We start from the raw sequence: 17,012 nt of genomic DNA on the forward strand, positions 1-17,012 counted from the left end.
GTTTTGTTAGCCGTTCTTGATTCAGGTCAGGCAAATGCTGCAGCTATGCCCCTTGCAATTGTGCAGCACGCTGCTGCGCGCCGCGCCCGCGTGCGCGCCCGGTCCCGCCGCGCCCTGCCCCGCAAGCTGCTCGGCGCCGTTGCGCGGACGCCAGCGTTCGGTCACCTGCAAGCCGACGCGACCGCCGGTCAACAGCGGTGCAGCGGTGGTGTCCTCCTTGCAGTAGGGACACGCGACCAGCCCATGCAAGGCCTGCATGTTGAGGAATTTCTCGAAGATGCCTTCGCAATGGCTGCAGCGGATATCGTATAAGGGCATGTTCTGCTCCGGTGTGGCGATGGTTCGGGTAGACGATTCGCGGACGGAGTAAAGTCTCCGTCCGCAACAAGGAGTGAACGACTACGGCTTTCGTCCCCAGTACGACTTGTCGTTCAGCATGCCTTTCGGCGTGATGTCCTGATCGAAGATCGAGGTCGGCAAGGACACCGTGCACGCGCAGTTCGGAATATCCACGATGCCGCCGATGCGTCCTTCCACCGGCGCGGCGGTCAGCAGCATGTAGGCCTGGCTGCCGGTGTAGCCGAAGTGGGTCAGGTAGTCGATCGCCTTCAGGCAGGCCTGGCGATAGGCGACGGTGGCGTCGAGGTAATAGTTGACGCCGTTCTCGACACTGATGCCTTCGAAGGTCAGCCATTGCTCATAGTGCGGCTTGACCACGCTCGGCATGAAGATTGGCGAGGTGATGTTGTACTTCGCCATGCCGCCCTTGATCAGGTCGAAGCCGACGTGGCTGACGCCGTCCATCTCAATCGCGCCGCAGAAGCCGATTTCGCCGTCGCCTTGCGAGAAGTGCAAATCGCCCATCGAGAAGCCGGCGCCCTTCACATACACGGGGAAGAAAATCCGCGTGCCGGCCGACAGATCCTTGATGTCGGTGTTGCCGCCATGCTCGCGCGGCGGCACCGTGCGCGCCGCGATCTTGGCCATCTCGTCGAACTTGGCGCCGGTCAGGCCGCGCAACACTGCGGTGCTCGGATCAGGCGGCTTGGCCAGGCCTTTGGCGGCAAGCGGCGCTTCGCGGCGATTCCATTCGGCCAGCAGATCGTGCGACGGCAAACATCCCATCAGGCCTGGATGCGTGAGACCGGCGATGCGCACGCCGGGGATGTGGCGCGAGGTCGCGTACAAACCCTTCAAGTCCCAGATCGCCTTGTCGGCATCGGGAAAATAATCGGCCAGGAAACCGCCACCGTTCTCCTTGGAGAACACGCCCGAGAACCCGACCGGCGTCACCGGCTTGATGTCGAGCAGGTCGATCACCAGCAGGTCGCCCGGCTCGGCGCCTTCGACATGGAAAGGACCGGTCAGTGGATGGGCGCGCGTGAGGTCGACGTTCTTGACGTCGGCGACGTCATCGGTGTCCTTGATCTGGGCATCGAGGAAATCCAGCGATTCAATCAGGATCGCTTCGCCCGGCTTGACCGACGACAGGAAAGGCAGGTCGGGATGCCAGCGGTTGTGTCCGAGTTCAGGCTGCTCTGCCAGCGGTACGCCGGGCTTGATTTTGAAATGTTGCATGCGACTCTCCTTCTCGTGTGGAATGCGGGTGAATTGACGATTTATTCGTTGGGAATGCCGGGGATCGGGCATTCCGGCGTGCCGGCGGTCTTGCGGGTGATCGCCTCGACCTGGGCGCGCGCGGCCTGCGGATCGTTGACCCAGGTCTTGTAGAAGTCGAACGGACAATCGGCCACGCCCGCCGACGATTCGCCGGAGTTGATCTTGCCGGTGTAGCCGCGGTGCAGCAGCTTGAACAGATGGTTCTGCGACTGCCAGTTGCGGCGCGCATCGCGGATCGCGCTGACCGACAGTTCGGCATACTGGATGCCCATCTCTTCGGTCTCGCATTCGCCCAGGGTGCGGCCATCGAAGCCGACGATCGCCGAGTGGCCGAAATAGGAATACACGCCGTCGAAGCCGGCCGCGTTGGCGACCGCGACGTAGACGTTGTTCATCCATGCCATCGCCTTGGCCACCAGCACCTGCTGGTCCTTGGCCGGATACATGTAGCCCTGGCAGCGCACGATCAGTTCGGCGCCCTTCATGGCGCAGTCGCGCCAGATCTCCGGATAGTTGCCGTCGTCGCAGATGATCAGGCTGACCTTGAGTCCCTTGGGACCGTCGCAGACGTAAGTGGTGTCGCCCGGATACCAGCCCTCGATTGGCGTCCACGGCATGATCTTGCGGTACTTCTGCACGATCTCGCCCTGGTCGTTGATCAGGATCAGCGTGTTGTACGGCGCCTTGTGCGGATGCTCTTCATGGCGCTCGCCGGTCAGCGAGAACACGCCCCAGACGCCGGCGATGCGGCAGGCCTCCGAGAACACGCGCGTCTCTTCGCCGGGAATGCTGGCGGCGGTGTCATACATTTCCTTCTCGTCGTACATGATGCCGTGCGTTGAGTACTCCGGAAAAATAACCAGATCGAGGCCGGGCAAACCCTGCTTCATGCCGATCAGCATGGCCGCGATCCGGTTGACGTTGTCCATCACTTCAGCGCGGGTATGCAGGCGCGGCATCTTGTAGTTGACCACCGCCACGCCCACCGCGTCTTTACTGCTTGATATGTCTCCGTGCCTCATGGTGCTGCTCCTCCTTCAAAGCTGTCGTTAAACCGATAGGTACTTGCTGATGGTCGGCGCGTCGACATTGGCGCGCGTGTCTTCGTAGACGAAGCGGCCCTTGTCGATGACCAGGAAACGATCGGCGATCTCCAGCGTGAAGCTCAGCACCTGTTCCGACACGATGATGGTGAGCTCGCGGATCTTGCGGATCTCTTTCAGGCTGCGCGCGATGTCCTTGATGATGGACGGCTGGATGCCTTCGGTCGGCTCATCCAGCAGCAGCACGCGCGGATTGGTCGCCAGCGCGCGCGCAATCGCCAGCTGCTGTTGCTGGCCGCCCGACAGGTTGCCGCCCTTGCGGCTGCGCATTTCGTACAGCACCGGGAACAGCGCATACAGCTCGTCCGGCACCTTGCCGCGCGCATCGGCGGCGAGACCGGTCTGGATGTTTTCCAGCACCGTCATGCCGGGGAAGATCATGCGCCCCTGCGGAACATAGGCCACGCCGCGCGAGACGCGCTGATGGCTTTCCATCGCGCCCAGTTCGACGCCGTCGATCTTGATGCTGCCGTCGCGCAGCGGCAGGATGCCCATCAGCGTCTTGAACAGCGTGGTCTTGCCCATGCCGTTGCGGCCCATGACGGCGACGATTTCTTCCTTCGCCACCGACAGGTTGATGTCGTGGATGACGGCGCTCTGGCCGTAGCCGGAGGCGAGGTTGGATACGTTGAACATGGCTGGCTCCGAAGATTAATTAATGGCCGACTCAGTGACCCAAATACACGTCGATAACTTTGGGATCCGACTGCACCTTGTCCATGCTGCCCTCGGCAAGGATCTTTCCCTGGTGCAGCACGGTCACCTTGTGCGCGATGCTCTTGACGAAATCCATGTCGTGCTCGATCACCACCACCGAACGTCCCTGGCTGATGCGACCCAGCAGCTGTGCGGTCTTTTCGCGTTCGGACACGCTCATGCCGGCGACCGGTTCGTCCAGCATCAGCAGCTCCGGCTCCTGCATCAGCAGCATGCCGATCTCCAGCCATTGCTTCTGGCCGTGCGACAGCAGGTCGGCCTGGGTGTACAGATGCTGGTCGAGGAAGATCTCCGCTGCCACCGATTCCACGCGCGCCACCACGTCGGCGGTACGCTTGAAGGTCAGCGCGCCGAACACCTTGCGGCCGCGCGGGAAGGACATCTCCAGGTTCTCGAACACGCTGAGGTTTTCATAGATCGACGGCGTCTGGAACTTGCGGCCGACGCCGACGCGCACGATGGCGTGCTCGCTCATCTTGGTCAGCTCGTGGTTGTTGAAACGGATGCTGCCCGAGGTCGCCTGCGTCTTGCCGCAGATCAGGTCCAGCACCGTGGTCTTGCCGGCGCCGTTGGGGCCGATCACCACGCGCACTTCATTGCGCTGGACATAGAGGTTGAGCTTGTCGACCGCCTTGAAGCCGTCGAAGGAGACCGTCAGGTCCTCGATCGCCAGTACGGGATGGTCGGTCGATTCGAATCCGATGGGTGCGTTGCTCATTTGCTGGCCTCCAGGTTGGCGCCGTCGATATGGACTTCCGCCGGATCGGCTTTGGTCGCCGTTTTCGGCTTCACCGGCTCGGGCGGTACTGCTTTTTTACGGGACAGCTTTTCCATCAGGCGCTTGCCCTGCTTTTCATACACGCCGGCCAGACCATTCGGGAAGTACATCACCACCGCGATGAACAGGCCGCCCATCAGGAACAGCCACAGCTCGGGGAAGGTCTCGGAGAAATAGGTCTTGCCGAAGTTGACCAGCAGCGTGCCGTACACCGCGCCGAGCAGCGACATGCGCCCGCCCACCGCGGCGTAGATGACCATCTCGATCGACGGCACGATGCCGACGAAGGACGGCGACATGAAGCCGACCTGCAGGGTGAACATGGCGCCGCCGATGGCCGAGAACATCGCCGCGACGCAGAACACGAACACCTTGAAACTGGCGACGTCGTAACCGGAGAAGCGCACCCGTTCTTCCTTGTCGCGCATCGCCATCAGCAGGCGGCCGAGCTTGGACGTCAGGATGTAGCGGCCGAACAGGATGCAGGCGAACAGCAAACCGGCATTGACGAAGTACAGGATCACCTTGGCGCTGTCGGTGCGGATGTCCCAGCCCATCAGCGTCTTCAGGTCGGTGATGCCGTTGACGCCGCCGGTCAGGCCTTGCTGGCCGATGATCAGGATCGACAGGATCGCGGCGATCGCCTGCGTCACGATGGAGAAGTAGACGTCGCCGACGCGCCGCTTGAACATCGCCATACCGATGATCAGCGCCAGCAAGGTCGGCACCGCCAGCACTGCCAGTACGGTGAAGCTGAAGCTGTGGAAGGGCTGCCACATCGCCGGCAGCGAGGTGATCTGGTTCCAGTCCATGAAGTCGGGGATGCCGGGCGTGGACTGGATCTTGGTGCTGATCGGATCCGACGCTTCCAGCTTCAGGAACATCGCCATGCAATAGCCGCCGACGCCGAAGAACACGCCCTGGCCGAGACTCAGGATGCCGCCGTACCCCCAGCACAGCACCAGGCCGACCGCGACGAAGGCGTAGGACAGGTATTTGCCGACCAGGTTGAGGCGGAAGATGTCCAGGCCCAGCGGGAAGATCACCAGCAACAGCACTCCCAGTATCAGCAGCCCGGTCAGTCCGGATCTGCCGCCCAATAATTTTTCGTATGCTGCATTCATTGTTGAACCTCGCGGATGGGAAGTCTGAAGGACATCATTTACGTACACGCACCGAGAACAAGCCTTGAGGACGCAGCATCAGGATCAGGATCACCGCCGACAGCGTCAGCACCTTGGCCATCGAACCGGTCAGGAAGAACTCGGCGGTGGACTGCGTCTGCGCAATCGAGAAGGCCGAAGCGATCGTGCCGATCAGGCTCTGTGCGCCGCCGAACACCACCACCAGGAAGGTGTCGACGATGTACAGCGAGCCGCTGGTGGGACCGGTCGAGCCGATCGTGGTGAACGCCGCGCCGGCCACGCCCGCCACCCCGCAACCGAGTGCGAAGGTGGTGCGGTCGACCTTGCGGGTGTTGATGCCGACCGCGCCGCTCATGACGCGGTTCTGCATCGTGGCGCGCACTTGCAGGCCCCAGCGCGAGCGGAACAGCAGGATGAAGATGGTGCCGGTCAACAGCAGCGTCAGACACATCATGAACAGGCCGTTGATCGGGATGTCGATGTTCTCGGTCGGCTTGAACGAGCCGAGCAGCCAGTCCGGTAAAGTGGCGCTGACTTCCTTGGCGCCGAAGATGGAACGGAAGGTCTGCTGCATCGCCAGGCTCAGGCCCCAGGTTGCCAGCAGCGTGTCGAGCGGACGCTTGTAGAGCCGGCTGATCAGCAGCAGCTCGGTGAGGTAACCAAAGCCGTAGGCGACGATGAACGACAGCACCACCGCGCCGAAGAAATAGAACGGTTGCAGGCTGGGCGCGTAGGTCGTGGTCAGGTGCGACAGCAGGTACGTGATGTAAGCGCCGATGGTCAGGAACTCGCCATGCGCCATGTTGATCACGCCCATCTGGCCGAAGATGATCGCCAGGCCCAACGCCATCAGCAGCAGCACGCAAAATACCGACAGGCCGTTGAAGCCCTGCATGGCGAAGATGGCGAAAAATTCGGATAGAGAAACCATGTTGACTCCCGCCCTGGGTGATTGATAAGCAATGTCCGGGTACTTCAAAATTCAATAATTCAATAATTCAATAATTCAACTGCAACTACGTGGGCGGCAGCGCCCGCATGTCACTACAGGCGCCGCCGCTTTGCTGCCAACAAATCAGATGCCGCGATTTATTGATAACCCTTGGGGAAAGGATTCGGCTCGATCAGGTCGGACTCGTAGATGACCTTGAACTGGCCGTCCTTCTGCGCTTCGCCGATGCGGGTCTTGCTCCACAGGTGATGGTTGGCGTGGACCTTGACGTAGCCTTCCGGCGCAGTCTTCAGCTCCAGGCCCGGCGAGGCGGCGACCACTTTGTCGACGTCGAAGCTGCCGGCCTTTTCAACCGCGGCCTTCCACAGCCATGGGCCGAGGTAGGCTGCCTGCGTGACGTCGCCGATCACCGAATTGGCGCCGAACTTGGCCTTGAACTCGGCCACGAATTTCTTGTTGTTCGGGTTGTCGAGGCTTTGGAAATACTTCATCGAGGCGTAGAAGCCTTCGACGTTTTCGCCGCCGATGCCGAGCATTTCATCTTCGGTCACGGAGATGGTCAGCAGGTTCTGCGTCTTGGCGGTGACGCCGGCCGCTTTCAATTGCTTGTAGAAGGCGACGTTGCTGCCGCCGACCACGTCGGCAAAAATCACATCCGGTTTTTTCAGCTTGATCTTGTTGATCAGCGAACCGAACTGGGTGTTGCCGAGCGGGTAATACTCTTCGCCGACCACCGAACCCTTGAGCACGTTCTCGATGTGCTTGCGGGCGATCTTGTTGGAAGTGCGCGGCCAGATGTAGTCGGAGCCGATCAGGAAGAAGGTCTTGGCTTTCTTCTCTTTGGCCACCCAGTTAAGGCCGGCCAGCACTTGCTGCGTGGCTTCCTGGCCGGTGTAGAAGACGTTCTTGGATTGCTCCAGGCCTTCATAGAAAGTCGGGTAGTAGAGCAGGCCGTTGTCCTTTTCGAAGACCGGCAGCACGGCCTTGCGCGAGGCCGAGGTCCAGCAGCCGAACACGGCGGCGACGTGGTCGTTCTCGAGCAGCTTCTTGGCTTTTTCGGCGAAGGTCGGCCAGTCGCTGGCGCCGTCTTCCTGGATGATCTTGATCTTGCGACCGAGGATGCCGCCCATGGAATTGATCTGGTCGATCGCCAGGCGTTCTGCCTGGATCGAACCGGTTTCGCTGATCGCCATCGTGCCGGTGGCCGAATGCAGCTGGCCGACGGTGACTTCGGTGTCGGTGATGGCCAGCTTGGTGGTGTTGACCTTGGCGGTCGGGAACTGCTGCGCCATGGCCAGGCCGGGGAACGCCATGGCGGCACCGGCGGCACCGGCGACGATGCCCATCATGATCTTGCGGCGTTGCGATGAAGGCGGTTTGGAAGAGGAACGGTGCGACATGCGGTACTCCTTTCGAGCGTTATTGGAAGTAATCGGACTTGGTCGTGTCGATCGGGCTGAATCAGTTAAATCGGCTGATTCGATTGAAACAAAACGAGGCGAAAGCCGGGACCGACATGCGAGTGTTCTCTCCCTCCCGCTATGCTTCCTGCTCGTTCTGGGATGGAGAATAGGTTTTGCGGTGCGGCGCAACAATACGTTGTTTGACGTAAAACCCGGGCGCGGGTGGGCGTGATTGCGTCCGCCCGGTCGCACAGGTTTCGCTCGTGCGCGGCATGGTATTGGTGCGTTTTACGGTGGCAAGAAGGTGGTGCGGCTGCCGTGTTTTGGTGAATCGGAAGTAAAGCCCGGCCGCATACGCCTGTCCGCATACGTCATTTGACGTATGCCGTCCTGGGCCGATTGGTTTGAAAATTGCTTCGTCGGGAAGAGGGCGCGGCAATTGCCCCGGAGTGCCGTAGTCGCCGCGTCCGCCCTCACCCCGGCATTGATCACCAACGCGAGCAAAATTTGACCAATCCCGCCATCCAACGCATCGTCAAAGTCCGGCGCGACTACAACACCTGGGTCGCCAACGAGACGCTGGAAGACTATGCGCTGCGCTATACGCCGCGCTCGTTCCGGCGCTGGTCGGAGTTCCGCCTGGCCAACACGGCGCTGGGCGCGACGTCGTTCCTGGCGCTGGAGGCAATCAGCGGCGCCATTACGCTCAGTTATGGATTTACCAACACCTTCTGGGCGATCGCCTGCGTGGTGGTGCTGTTCTTCCTGACCGGCTTGCCGATCAGTTATTACGCTGCCAAGTACGGGGTCGACATGGACCTGCTCACGCGCGGCGCCGGCTTCGGCTACATCGGCTCGACCGTCACCTCGCTGATCTACGCCAGCTTCACTTTCATCTTCTTTGCGCTGGAGGCGGCCATCATGGCGCAGGCCATCGAAATCTATTTCGGCCTGCCGCTGGTCTACGGCTATGTGCTGTGCTCGCTGATCGTGATCCCGATGGTGGCGTACGGCATCACGCTGATCAACCGGCTGCAGATGTGGACCCAGCCGCTGTGGATCGTGCTGCTGGCGCTGCCTTATATCTGCGTGCTCTACAAGGAACCGGAAGCGCTGACCAATCTGATCACCTTCGCCGGCCGTGCCGAAGAAGGCGGCTCGTTCAACATCTATCTGTTCGGCGCGGCGGCGACGGTGGCGTTCTCGCTGATCGCGCAGATCGGCGAACAGGTCGACTTCCTGCGCTTCCTGCCGGAGAAGACCCGGGCCAATCGCGGCCGCTGGTGGAGCGCGCTGCTGCTGGCGGGTCCGGGATGGATCCTGCTGGGCGGCGCCAAGATGCTGGGCGGCGCCCTGCTGGCCTTCCTCGCGATCCAGCATGAGGTGCCGATGGGCAAGGCGGTGGAGCCGACCCAGATGTACCTGATCGGCTATCAGTACGTATTCTCCAATCCGGCGCTGGTGCTCGGCGCGGTGGCGCTATTCGTGATTGTGTCGCAGGTCAAGATCAACGTCACCAACGCCTACGCCGGTTCGCTGGCGTGGTCCAACTTCTTTGCGCGACTCACGCACAGCCATCCGGGCCGGGTGGTGTGGCTGGTGTTCAATGTGCTGATTGCAGTGCTGCTGATGGAGCTGGGCGTGTTCAATGCGTTGGAACACGTGCTGGCGCTGTACAGCCTGGTGGCGATTTCGTGGATAGGCGCGGTGGTGTCGGACCTGGTGATCAACAAGCCGCTCAAGCTGAGCCCGCCGCACATCGAGTTCAAGCGCGCGCATCTGTACGACATCAATCCGGTCGGCGTGGGTTCGATGGCGATTGCCTCTATCCTTTCAGCCATCGCGATGTCCGGCGTGCTCGGCAAACTGGCGGCGGCGATGTCGCCGTTCATCGCGCTCGGCACCGCCTTGCTGATGGCGCCGCTGATCGCCATCGCGACCAAGAGCCGCTACTATATCGCGCGCGAAGACACGCTGTCGGAACATCTCGATACGGGAAAAGCCACCGGTCATCATCACCCGGGAATTGAGTGCGTCATCTGTGGCAACCAGTTCGAGACGCCCGACATGGCGCACTGCCCCGCCTATCAGGGCGCGATCTGTTCATTGTGCTGTTCGCTCGACGCGCGCTGCAACGACCGCTGCAAGACCCCGGCGGCGCGATTGCCCAATCAGGTTTTCAGCACCTTGCAGGCCCTGCTGCCGTCGCGCTTCACCCTCAAGCTCAACACCCGCATCGGCCACTACCTGATCGTGTTCGGCCTGATCTCGGGCGGCCTGGCGGTGGTGCTGTGGATGCTGTACTTCCAGCAGATGGCGGGCATCTCGGGCCTGACGCCAAGCGGTCCCGATTCCATCCAGAGCATTTTCATCAAGCTGTTCTGTACGCTGCTGGTGCTGATCGGCGTCGGTTCGTGGTGGCTGATCCTGACCAACGAAAGCCGCAGCGTCGCGCATGAAGAATCGGAACGCCAGACCAATCTGCTGCTGCAGGAAATCGAAGCGCACAAACAGACCGATGCCGAATTGCAACGCGCCAAGGAAGCCGCCGAATCCGCCAACCTGGCAAAAAGCCGCTTCGTCACCGGCATGAGCCACGAGCTGCGCACTCCGCTCAACAGCATCCTCGGCTATGCGCAGATCCTGCATGTCGACGCCACCATCCCGCCGGCGCGCAAGGATGCGATTGCGGTGATCCGTCGCAGCGGCGAACATCTGCTGAGCCTGATCGACGGCTTGCTCGACATCGCCAAGATCGAAGCCGGCAAGATGCGCCTGGCCTCGGACGAGCTGGCGCTGTCGGAATTCCTTGAGCAGATCGCCGGCATGTTCGCGCCGCAGGCCGAGCAAAAGGGATTGCGCTTCCTCTTCGAGAAGACCGGCCGCATCCCGCACATCGTACACGCCGACCAGAAACGCCTGCGCCAGATCCTGATCAACCTGATCGGCAACGCCGTCAAGTTCACCGACAGCGGCAGCGTGACGGTGCGCGTACGCTATATGCGCGAGATCGCCTACTTCGACATCATCGATACCGGCATCGGCATCGCCGATGACGACCTTGACCGCATCTTCCTGCCGTTCGAGCGCAGCAATGCCGCCAACCTGCGCGAAGACATCGGCACCGGCCTCGGCCTGGCCATCAGCAGCATGCTCACGCACATCATGGGCGGCGAGCTGGCAGTCAAGAGCAAGGTCGGCAGCGGCAGCAGTTTCCACCTGAAGATCTATCTGCCGGAAGTCCACGTGCCGCGTCCGCGCCTGAAACTGGAGGACCAGATGTCGGGTTACATCGGTCCTTCCAGGCGCGTGCTGGTGGTCGACGACCAGGCCTCGCAACGGCTGCTGCTCAAGGAGATGCTGTTGCCGCTGGGCTTCGAGGTGATGGAAGCCGACGGCGGCATCGCCTGCCTGGAAGAATTGACCCGGCGCACGCCCGACCTGGTGCTGCTCGACATTGCCATGCCGGTCATGGACGGCTGGTCGGTGGCGCGCGCCATCCGCGCACGCGGGCTGACGCAGCTGCCGATCATCATCGTTTCCGCTAACGCCTTCGAGAGCGGGCACGAACGCAGCAACGACGGCGTCGATCCACCGCTGTACAACGACTTCGTCGTCAAGCCGGTGTCGTACAACGAATTATTGTCGAAGATCCGGCAGCAGCTACGCATCGACTGGGTGTCTGCCGCCATGCCTGCTTCCGTTCCTGTGAGGGACAACATCGTTGCGCAACCGATGATGCTGGTGCCTTCGCAGGAAAAACTGCAGGCGCTGCTGGAGCTTGGCTCGATCGGCTACGCCAAGGGCATCTTGCGCAAGCTTGACGACATGGAACAGCAGAATTCGGCGTACCTGCCCTTCACCACGGAACTCCGGCAACTGGTCAAACAGTTTCGCCTGAATGAATATGTCACCCGTATCAAGGAGATGATTCGTCATGATGTCAACAACGTTTGATCGGCATGTCGTCCTGATCGTCGACGACAAGCCTGACAACCTGGCCATGCTATCCGACTCGCTCGACGAAAGCGGCCACATCGTACTGGTCGCCACCGACGGCATCAGCGCGCTGGAACGGCTCGACTACATCACGCCCGACCTGATCCTGCTGGACGCGATGATGCCGGGTATCGACGGCTTTGAGACCTGCAAGCGCATCAAGCTGATCAAGAGCGTCAACCACGTGCCGGTGGTGTTCATGACCGGACTGACCGAAACCGAACATGTCGTGCGCGGCTTCGAGGTCGGCGGCATCGATTACGTCACCAAGCCCATCAAGCCGCAGGAAGTGGTCGCGCGCATCGGCGCCCACATCAAGACCGCACGCATGATGTCGCAGGCGCGCGGCATGCTCGAACACGCCGCCCACGCCGTCATCGTCCTCAGCGGCAACGGCCTGCCGCTGTGGCAGACCAGCAAGGCCTCGCTGTGGTTGGAAAAGTACTTTCCGGTCGGTGCCGGCGCAAGCACCGGCCACAAGCTGCCGGCGCTGCTGCAATCCTGGCTCAATGAAAGCCTGGTGCGCCAGCGCCAGGGCGGCGGCGACATCCGTCCGCTGGTGACGACACAGGGCGACTGCGAACTGCGCGTCGCACTGTCGGCGCCCGGTCAGGGGCAGGAGATCACCTTGCTGCTGGAAGAGAAGAATCTTGCTGCCGGCATCGCAGCAGGCGCTGGCACGGCATTGCTGCATGCCGCTGTGCAGGGTAGCGCTGACGCCGCAATCCCCCCGATGGCGCCGGGCAGCGTCCACCTGACGCCGCGCGAAAGCGACGTACTGGCGTGGCTGGGCAAAGGCAAGACCAACCGCGACATCGCCGAAATCCTCGGCATGAGCCCACGCACGGTCAACAAGCACCTCGAACACATTTTCGTCAAACTCGGCGTGGAGACGCGCTCGGCGGCGGCGGTGCTGGCGAGCAGCCTGCAACAGATGCCAACCCCGAGGAGCGGCAGCGGCCTGTTGCAGTAGACGCCGTCAGGCAGCAACCGCGACTGCCTGATCCGACTTCATCGTCTCCCAGAAAGCACCGTCGCCGCGCACCGTGGTGCGGTTCAGCACGCGCCGCTGCAATGGCGACAAGGGCGTGGCGCGATGCGCGACACGGAAGTTGTCCGCCACCACGAAGTCGCCTTCCTTCCATTGATGCCGATACACCGCACCTTCGCGCGACAGATGGCGGTCGAGCGTGGCGATCAGTTGCTCGGTGGCGTCGCGTTCCATGCCGATGATGCTGTTGGTGAGGCCGACGTTGAGGTACAAACCTTCAACGCCGGTGTGCGGATGCGGCATCACCAGCGGATGTACCACATGATTGCGATGCGTGGTCCGCAAGTCGTGTATCTGCGATTTCAGTTCCTCCGGCAGGCTGCGCCAGGCCTGCTGCAGATCGGTGAACAGGGTGTCGCCGCCGACGTCCGGGCGCGCTTCCAGATGCCACAACGACATCGGCGTCGGCACCGTGCGGAACGAGCCGTCCGAATGCCAGTAGCGACCGACGCCGGTATAACCTTCGGTAGCGCGGCTGGCGACGCGGAAGATCTGCGGATAACCGGCAATCTGTCCCGGCGCCGGTGGAAATTCCTCCAGCGCGCCGAATACTTCAGAGGCGGCGATCTGGTCCTGCGGCGACAGCACCGGTCCCGGAATGACCAGCAGGCCGTACTCCAGCAGCGCCGCCTGCAACGCCTGCTGCATGCCGGAGTCCGGATCGTCGCCCAGCCGCGCCAGGTCGACGTTGTGAATGCGTGCGCCGAAACCGGCGCTCATGGGGATGATGTTCATGGTGCTTCCTTTCGTGAGAATGACGAGGCGCAGGTCCAGCCTGAGGGTCGCCCGGGGATCGCGATGGCAATCGACGCCCTTATCTTGGCCTTGATCGGGCATGGGCGGAACGTCTGCATTGGGCATATGATTCATTCCAAAAAGGAATAAAGAGCGTCATATCAGACGAAATTGGTGCGATAGACGCTATTATTCATTCCATGGAGGAATCAACATGGATCGCCTGAACGCAATGGAAACCTTCGTCAACGTGGTCGAAGCAGGTTCGTTTTCGAGCGCCGCACGACGTCTGGAAGTCGGCCAGCCGGCGGTCTCGAAAGCGGTGGCGCAACTGGAAGAACGTCTCGGCGTGCGCTTGCTGCTGCGCTCCACGCGCGGCCTGACGCCGACCGAAGCCGGCCAGCGTTTTTATGAACGCGCCTTGCGCGCCATCGGCGAAGCTGACGAAGCCGACCGCAGCGCGCGCGGCGCCGGCAACGAACTGTCCGGACCGCTGAGGATTTCGGCGGCGCTGACCTTCGCGCGCCTGCGCATCCTGCCCCATCTCAAACCTTTCCTCGACCGCCATCCCCAGCTCAGCCTCGACGTGGTGCTGGACGATCGGCATATCGACATGCTGGAAGAAGGCATCGACGTCGCGCTGCGCATGGGCGTGCTGAGCGACTCCGGCATGACGGCGCGCAAGATTGCGCAAGGCGCGCGCTCGGTCATCGCCACGCCGGCCTACTTCGCCGCGCATGGCGTACCGGCCGGGCCGGCCGAGCTGAGCCGGCACGCGGCGGTGATTTACGGACGCGGCAGCGGCGGCACGACGTGGTCGTTCCGCCGCGGCGCCGACGAGGTAACGGTATCGGTCTCCGGACGCATCAAGGTCAACGCCGCCGAAGGCGTGCGCGCCGCCGTGCTGGCCGACATGGGGCTGGCGATTTCATCGGAATGGATGTTTGAACCGGAACTCGCGAGCGGCGAGCTGGTGCGTGTGCTGACCGACTGGAGCCTGCCGCCGATCGACTTGTGGGCGCTGTACCCGGGCGGGCGCATGGCCAGCGCCAAGGCGCGCGCCTTCGTCGCCTATGTGGAAGAGTTGCTGGCGACGCCGGCCTGAGCGAACGGCCCGGCGTGGCAAGTCAGCGCTTCTTCTGCATGGCCTTGAACGACTCCGGCGACCACGGCCGCATCGCCAGGATCAGGCTGGTGCCGTCGCGCTGCGCCAGCGGCAACTCCAGGTCCTGATGATGCAGCGCCGAGAATTCCGCCGCGATGCGGCGCATGTGCTGCTGCATGAGCGCATTGCTGGCCGGCGACAACATGCCGCTGACCATGCTCATCTTTTCGCGCTCGCCGTCAAAACGTGAGTTGAAAAAATCGTTGCGCAGCTGGGCGCGGAAATATTGCTGTATCGGGCCGCCCGGCAGCCAGCTGAAATCCGGCGCGACGCGCACCCGTATCTTGTTGTTGGGCAGCAGGTCGATGATGCCCAGCTTGTCGAGGCGCGCCAGCAGGCGCACGCATTCCGCACGCGAAAAATCGAAAGCCTCGAGGATCTCTTCCATGCTCCAGTGATTGACCGCATGCACGGCGATCAGCAACAGCCGCGGATCCGATACCAGCTTGTTCTCCTGTTCGATCGTCAGCTGCGCCGGCGTGGCCGCATCGTGCGCCACCATGCGTGCGAGATCGCTGATCTGGATGCCGAGCAGGCCGCACACCTGGTCGAAGCGCTCCAGCGAAAAACTCTTCTCCGCAAATACCCGCTTCACGCTGGCCTCGCTCAGGCCGAGTCCCTTGCCGAGCTTTGCATACGTCATGCCGCGCGCCTTGAGCACGTTCTTGAGGGCGTCTATCAGCGCCTGGGCCTGGGCCATCTGCATCTCCTTCAATTCGAATTTCTTGAAAAGTATCATATATCAATACTTTCGTAGAAGTCGTTCGCTACTTTTGATTGAATAAATACAAATGCCGATACCGTTGATAAAGTCCGCCTGCGCTTCAACGACGCGCTTCCCTCAACACCACTTAAACGTAGAAACCGGAGAACAACATCATGAACACATTGAACCTGCGCCGCATCGTTTCCACCCTGTCGCTGGCCGTCGCCCTGTCGTCGGCCTTGCTGGCGCAACCTGCATCGGCGCAATCGACTGCCAGCGACGCCTCCGCACTGTCGGTAGTGGCATCGATCGCGGCGCCGGCCTACTTCATCTCCGAAGGCAGCGAGTACCTCGTCAAGAGCGTCGAAGCCTCGGGCAAGGGCTCGGTCTATGTAGTGGAGAAAATCGGCGCCGGCGTGCGCGGCTCGGTGACCATCACCGCCAACGCCAGCGGCGCCGTGTCGGTCGGCGTGGGCTCGGTCATCCAGGCCACCGCCACCTCGGCCGGCATGCTGCTGGTCAGCGCCGGCAAGGTGTTGGCGATCATCCCGAACGAACTCGGCAAGGCGCTCATGAAGAGCAAGAAGGTTTCCTGAAAAATTTAAACGACCGCAGCACACGATCATTCAACGACACGGAGCCCAACATGATAAAAAAAATCGTCCTCGCCGCACTCGTGGCATTGCATCTGGCGCTGCCTGCCATCGCGCATGCCGGGCAAGCCTGCGAACAAAAGCCGCCGACGGAAACACGCGTGGCACAAGGCATCGCCATGGCCGTCAAGACCGTCGCCCAGCTCGACGCCAGCGGCGCCGATGTGGTCATCATCGCGCGCGCCGGCCAGGATCTGAGCAAATACCGGCAACGCTATTCGCATCTCGGCTTCGCCTACAAGCAGGATGGCCACTGGACCATCGTGCACAAGCTCAACGAATGCGGCACCGCCGTCAGCAACATCTACGAACAAGGCATGGGCCAGTTCTTCCTCGACGATCCCTATCGCTTCGAAGCGGCGGTCACCGTGCCGGCGCCGGAAGTGCAGCAACGCCTGCGCACCGTGCTGACCGACCCGGCAAAAGTGCTGGCCGGACATATTGCCGCCTACAACATGCTGTCGTACGCCTGGGGCGACAAGTACCAGCAATCGAATCAATGGGTATTGGAAACATTGGCGATGGCGCAGGAAAACAGCATCCACACCCGCGAGCGAGCCCAGGCATGGCTCAAGTTCAAGGGCTACCAGCCGACCGTGCTCGACCTCGGCCCCATGACCCGGCTCGGCGCGCGGATGTTCAAAGCCAACATTGCCTTCGACGATCATCCCAACGAAAAGCGTTTCAGCGATCGCATTGAAACCATCGGCGCTGATTCTGTGTTCGCCTTTCTGGAACAATCGGGCTTGCAGGCTTCCCATTTCGTCGTCGGCCTCTGACAGCAGCGGAAAAAACCGGCGGATTTACCCGAACAATGCAGACGATTGTCCGGGCCTCAGGAACAAAGGCCTTCAGTCAGACGATATTTTTATATCAGTCATTTCATGTTCGGATAACACGAAAATAAGTGGTTGCAAAACAAAACTCTGAACCTATCTCGGTAATGCGCCCGGCAGTACTCATTAATTTTTCTGCCGGCATCGCT

15 protein-coding genes are annotated in these 17,012 nt (G+C 61.7%); 5 read left to right on the forward strand and 10 right to left on the reverse strand.

Translation table 11 applies throughout. From position 1 onward, the window contains the following. Window positions 1-21: 21 nt before the first annotated feature. From ACIROY_RS19305 to urtA, 8 genes are all read right to left on the reverse strand, one after another. Window positions 22-318, reverse strand: coding sequence for an FmdB family zinc ribbon protein (locus tag ACIROY_RS19305; RefSeq protein WP_402275810.1), 297 nt, complete (start codon window positions 316-318; stop codon window positions 22-24). 81 nt (window positions 319-399) lie between these two features. Beyond that, on the reverse strand, window positions 400-1,578 hold the full coding sequence (fmdA, locus tag ACIROY_RS19310) for a formamidase (RefSeq protein ID WP_402275813.1): 1,179 nt from the start codon (window positions 1,576-1,578) through the stop codon (window positions 400-402). 41 nt (window positions 1,579-1,619) lie between these two features. Beyond that, complete coding sequence (locus tag ACIROY_RS19315) at window positions 1,620-2,642, reverse strand: aliphatic amidase (protein ID WP_402275816.1); 1,023 nt, start codon at window positions 2,640-2,642, stop codon at window positions 1,620-1,622. A 27-nt stretch (window positions 2,643-2,669) separates the two neighbouring features. After that, window positions 2,670-3,359, reverse strand: a complete 690-nt coding sequence (gene urtE / locus ACIROY_RS19320; RefSeq protein WP_007884563.1) for an urea ABC transporter ATP-binding subunit UrtE — start codon at window positions 3,357-3,359, stop codon at window positions 2,670-2,672. A gap of 31 nt (window positions 3,360-3,390) precedes the next feature. Next, the gene (urtD, locus tag ACIROY_RS19325) at window positions 3,391-4,158 is read right to left on the reverse strand and encodes an urea ABC transporter ATP-binding protein UrtD (protein WP_007884565.1); all 768 of its coding nucleotides are present in this window, start codon (window positions 4,156-4,158) and stop codon (window positions 3,391-3,393) included. After that, a complete protein-coding gene (gene urtC / locus ACIROY_RS19330) occupies window positions 4,155-5,342 on the reverse strand; it encodes an urea ABC transporter permease subunit UrtC (protein ID WP_402343361.1) in 1,188 nt (395 codons plus the stop codon). Before urtC ends, urtD begins: the two co-directional genes overlap by 4 nt. Window positions 5,343-5,376: 34 nt before the next feature. Then, entirely contained in the window at window positions 5,377-6,294 is a 918-nt protein-coding gene (gene urtB / locus ACIROY_RS19335) for an urea ABC transporter permease subunit UrtB (protein ID WP_402275823.1), read from the reverse strand. 158 nt (window positions 6,295-6,452) lie between these two features. Further along, on the reverse strand, window positions 6,453-7,715 hold the full coding sequence (gene urtA, locus ACIROY_RS19340) for an urea ABC transporter substrate-binding protein (protein WP_016834172.1): 1,263 nt from the start codon (window positions 7,713-7,715) through the stop codon (window positions 6,453-6,455). Between the two features lie 510 nt (window positions 7,716-8,225). On the opposite strand from urtA, the gene ACIROY_RS19345 reads away from it, so the two are divergent. Further along, window positions 8,226-11,675: an ATP-binding protein gene (locus ACIROY_RS19345; RefSeq protein WP_402343364.1), complete on the forward strand. Its 3,450-nt coding sequence runs from the start codon at window positions 8,226-8,228 to the stop codon at window positions 11,673-11,675. Next, window positions 11,656-12,690 (forward strand): response regulator, encoded by a 1,035-nt coding sequence (locus ACIROY_RS19350; protein WP_402343367.1) that lies wholly within the window; start codon window positions 11,656-11,658, stop codon window positions 12,688-12,690. The genes ACIROY_RS19345 and ACIROY_RS19350 overlap by 20 nt, the downstream gene beginning before the upstream one ends. A gap of 6 nt (window positions 12,691-12,696) precedes the next feature. On the opposite strand, the gene ACIROY_RS19355 is transcribed toward ACIROY_RS19350, so the two are convergent. After that, complete coding sequence (locus tag ACIROY_RS19355) at window positions 12,697-13,503, reverse strand: TauD/TfdA dioxygenase family protein (protein ID WP_402343370.1); 807 nt, start codon at window positions 13,501-13,503, stop codon at window positions 12,697-12,699. A gap of 214 nt (window positions 13,504-13,717) precedes the next feature. Here ACIROY_RS19355 and ACIROY_RS19360 point away from each other — a divergent pair, with 214 nt between their 5' ends. After that, window positions 13,718-14,608: a LysR family transcriptional regulator gene (locus tag ACIROY_RS19360; protein ID WP_402275835.1), complete on the forward strand. Its 891-nt coding sequence runs from the start codon at window positions 13,718-13,720 to the stop codon at window positions 14,606-14,608. A gap of 22 nt (window positions 14,609-14,630) precedes the next feature. Here ACIROY_RS19360 and ACIROY_RS19365 read toward each other — a convergent pair whose 3' ends face one another. Next, window positions 14,631-15,368 (reverse strand): helix-turn-helix domain-containing protein, encoded by a 738-nt coding sequence (locus ACIROY_RS19365; RefSeq protein WP_402275838.1) that lies wholly within the window; start codon window positions 15,366-15,368, stop codon window positions 14,631-14,633. Between the two features lie 179 nt (window positions 15,369-15,547). On the opposite strand from ACIROY_RS19365, the gene ACIROY_RS19370 reads away from it, so the two are divergent. Both ACIROY_RS19370 and ACIROY_RS19375 read left to right on the forward strand, forming a co-directional pair. Then, window positions 15,548-15,970, forward strand: a complete 423-nt coding sequence (locus ACIROY_RS19370) for a hypothetical protein (RefSeq protein ID WP_402275839.1) — start codon at window positions 15,548-15,550, stop codon at window positions 15,968-15,970. 50 nt (window positions 15,971-16,020) lie between these two features. Beyond that, window positions 16,021-16,806 (forward strand): DUF2145 domain-containing protein, encoded by a 786-nt coding sequence (locus ACIROY_RS19375; RefSeq protein WP_402343373.1) that lies wholly within the window; start codon window positions 16,021-16,023, stop codon window positions 16,804-16,806. Window positions 16,807-17,012: the final 206 nt, after the last annotated feature.

This window comes from Herbaspirillum sp. NPDC101396, assembly GCF_044767365.1.
In the GTDB taxonomy this organism is placed as follows: domain Bacteria; phylum Pseudomonadota; class Gammaproteobacteria; order Burkholderiales; family Burkholderiaceae_D; genus Herbaspirillum.

Excerpts from the sequence above, each read along its gene's own strand:
- ACIROY_RS19305 (WP_402275810.1), bottom strand. The coding sequence starts at position 318 with ATGCCCTTATACGATATCCGCTGCAGCCATTGCGAAGGCATCTTCGAG.
- fmdA (WP_402275813.1), bottom strand. The coding sequence starts at position 1,578 with ATGCAACATTTCAAAATCAAGCCCGGCGTACCGCTGGCAGAGCAGCCT.
- ACIROY_RS19315 (WP_402275816.1), bottom strand. The coding sequence starts at position 2,642 with ATGAGGCACGGAGACATATCAAGCAGTAAAGACGCGGTGGGCGTGGCG.
- urtE (WP_007884563.1), bottom strand. The coding sequence starts at position 3,359 with ATGTTCAACGTATCCAACCTCGCCTCCGGCTACGGCCAGAGCGCCGTC.
- urtD (WP_007884565.1), bottom strand. The coding sequence starts at position 4,158 with ATGAGCAACGCACCCATCGGATTCGAATCGACCGACCATCCCGTACTG.
- urtC (WP_402343361.1), bottom strand. The coding sequence starts at position 5,342 with ATGAATGCAGCATACGAAAAATTATTGGGCGGCAGATCCGGACTGACC.
- urtB (WP_402275823.1), bottom strand. The coding sequence starts at position 6,294 with ATGGTTTCTCTATCCGAATTTTTCGCCATCTTCGCCATGCAGGGCTTC.
- urtA (WP_016834172.1), bottom strand. The coding sequence starts at position 7,715 with ATGTCGCACCGTTCCTCTTCCAAACCGCCTTCATCGCAACGCCGCAAG.
- ACIROY_RS19350 (WP_402343367.1), top strand. The coding sequence starts at position 11,656 with ATGATGTCAACAACGTTTGATCGGCATGTCGTCCTGATCGTCGACGAC.
- ACIROY_RS19355 (WP_402343370.1), bottom strand. The coding sequence starts at position 13,503 with ATGAACATCATCCCCATGAGCGCCGGTTTCGGCGCACGCATTCACAAC.
- ACIROY_RS19360 (WP_402275835.1), top strand. The coding sequence starts at position 13,718 with ATGGATCGCCTGAACGCAATGGAAACCTTCGTCAACGTGGTCGAAGCA.
- ACIROY_RS19365 (WP_402275838.1), bottom strand. The coding sequence starts at position 15,368 with ATGGCCCAGGCCCAGGCGCTGATAGACGCCCTCAAGAACGTGCTCAAG.
- ACIROY_RS19370 (WP_402275839.1), top strand. The coding sequence starts at position 15,548 with ATGAACACATTGAACCTGCGCCGCATCGTTTCCACCCTGTCGCTGGCC.
- ACIROY_RS19375 (WP_402343373.1), top strand. The coding sequence starts at position 16,021 with ATGATAAAAAAAATCGTCCTCGCCGCACTCGTGGCATTGCATCTGGCG.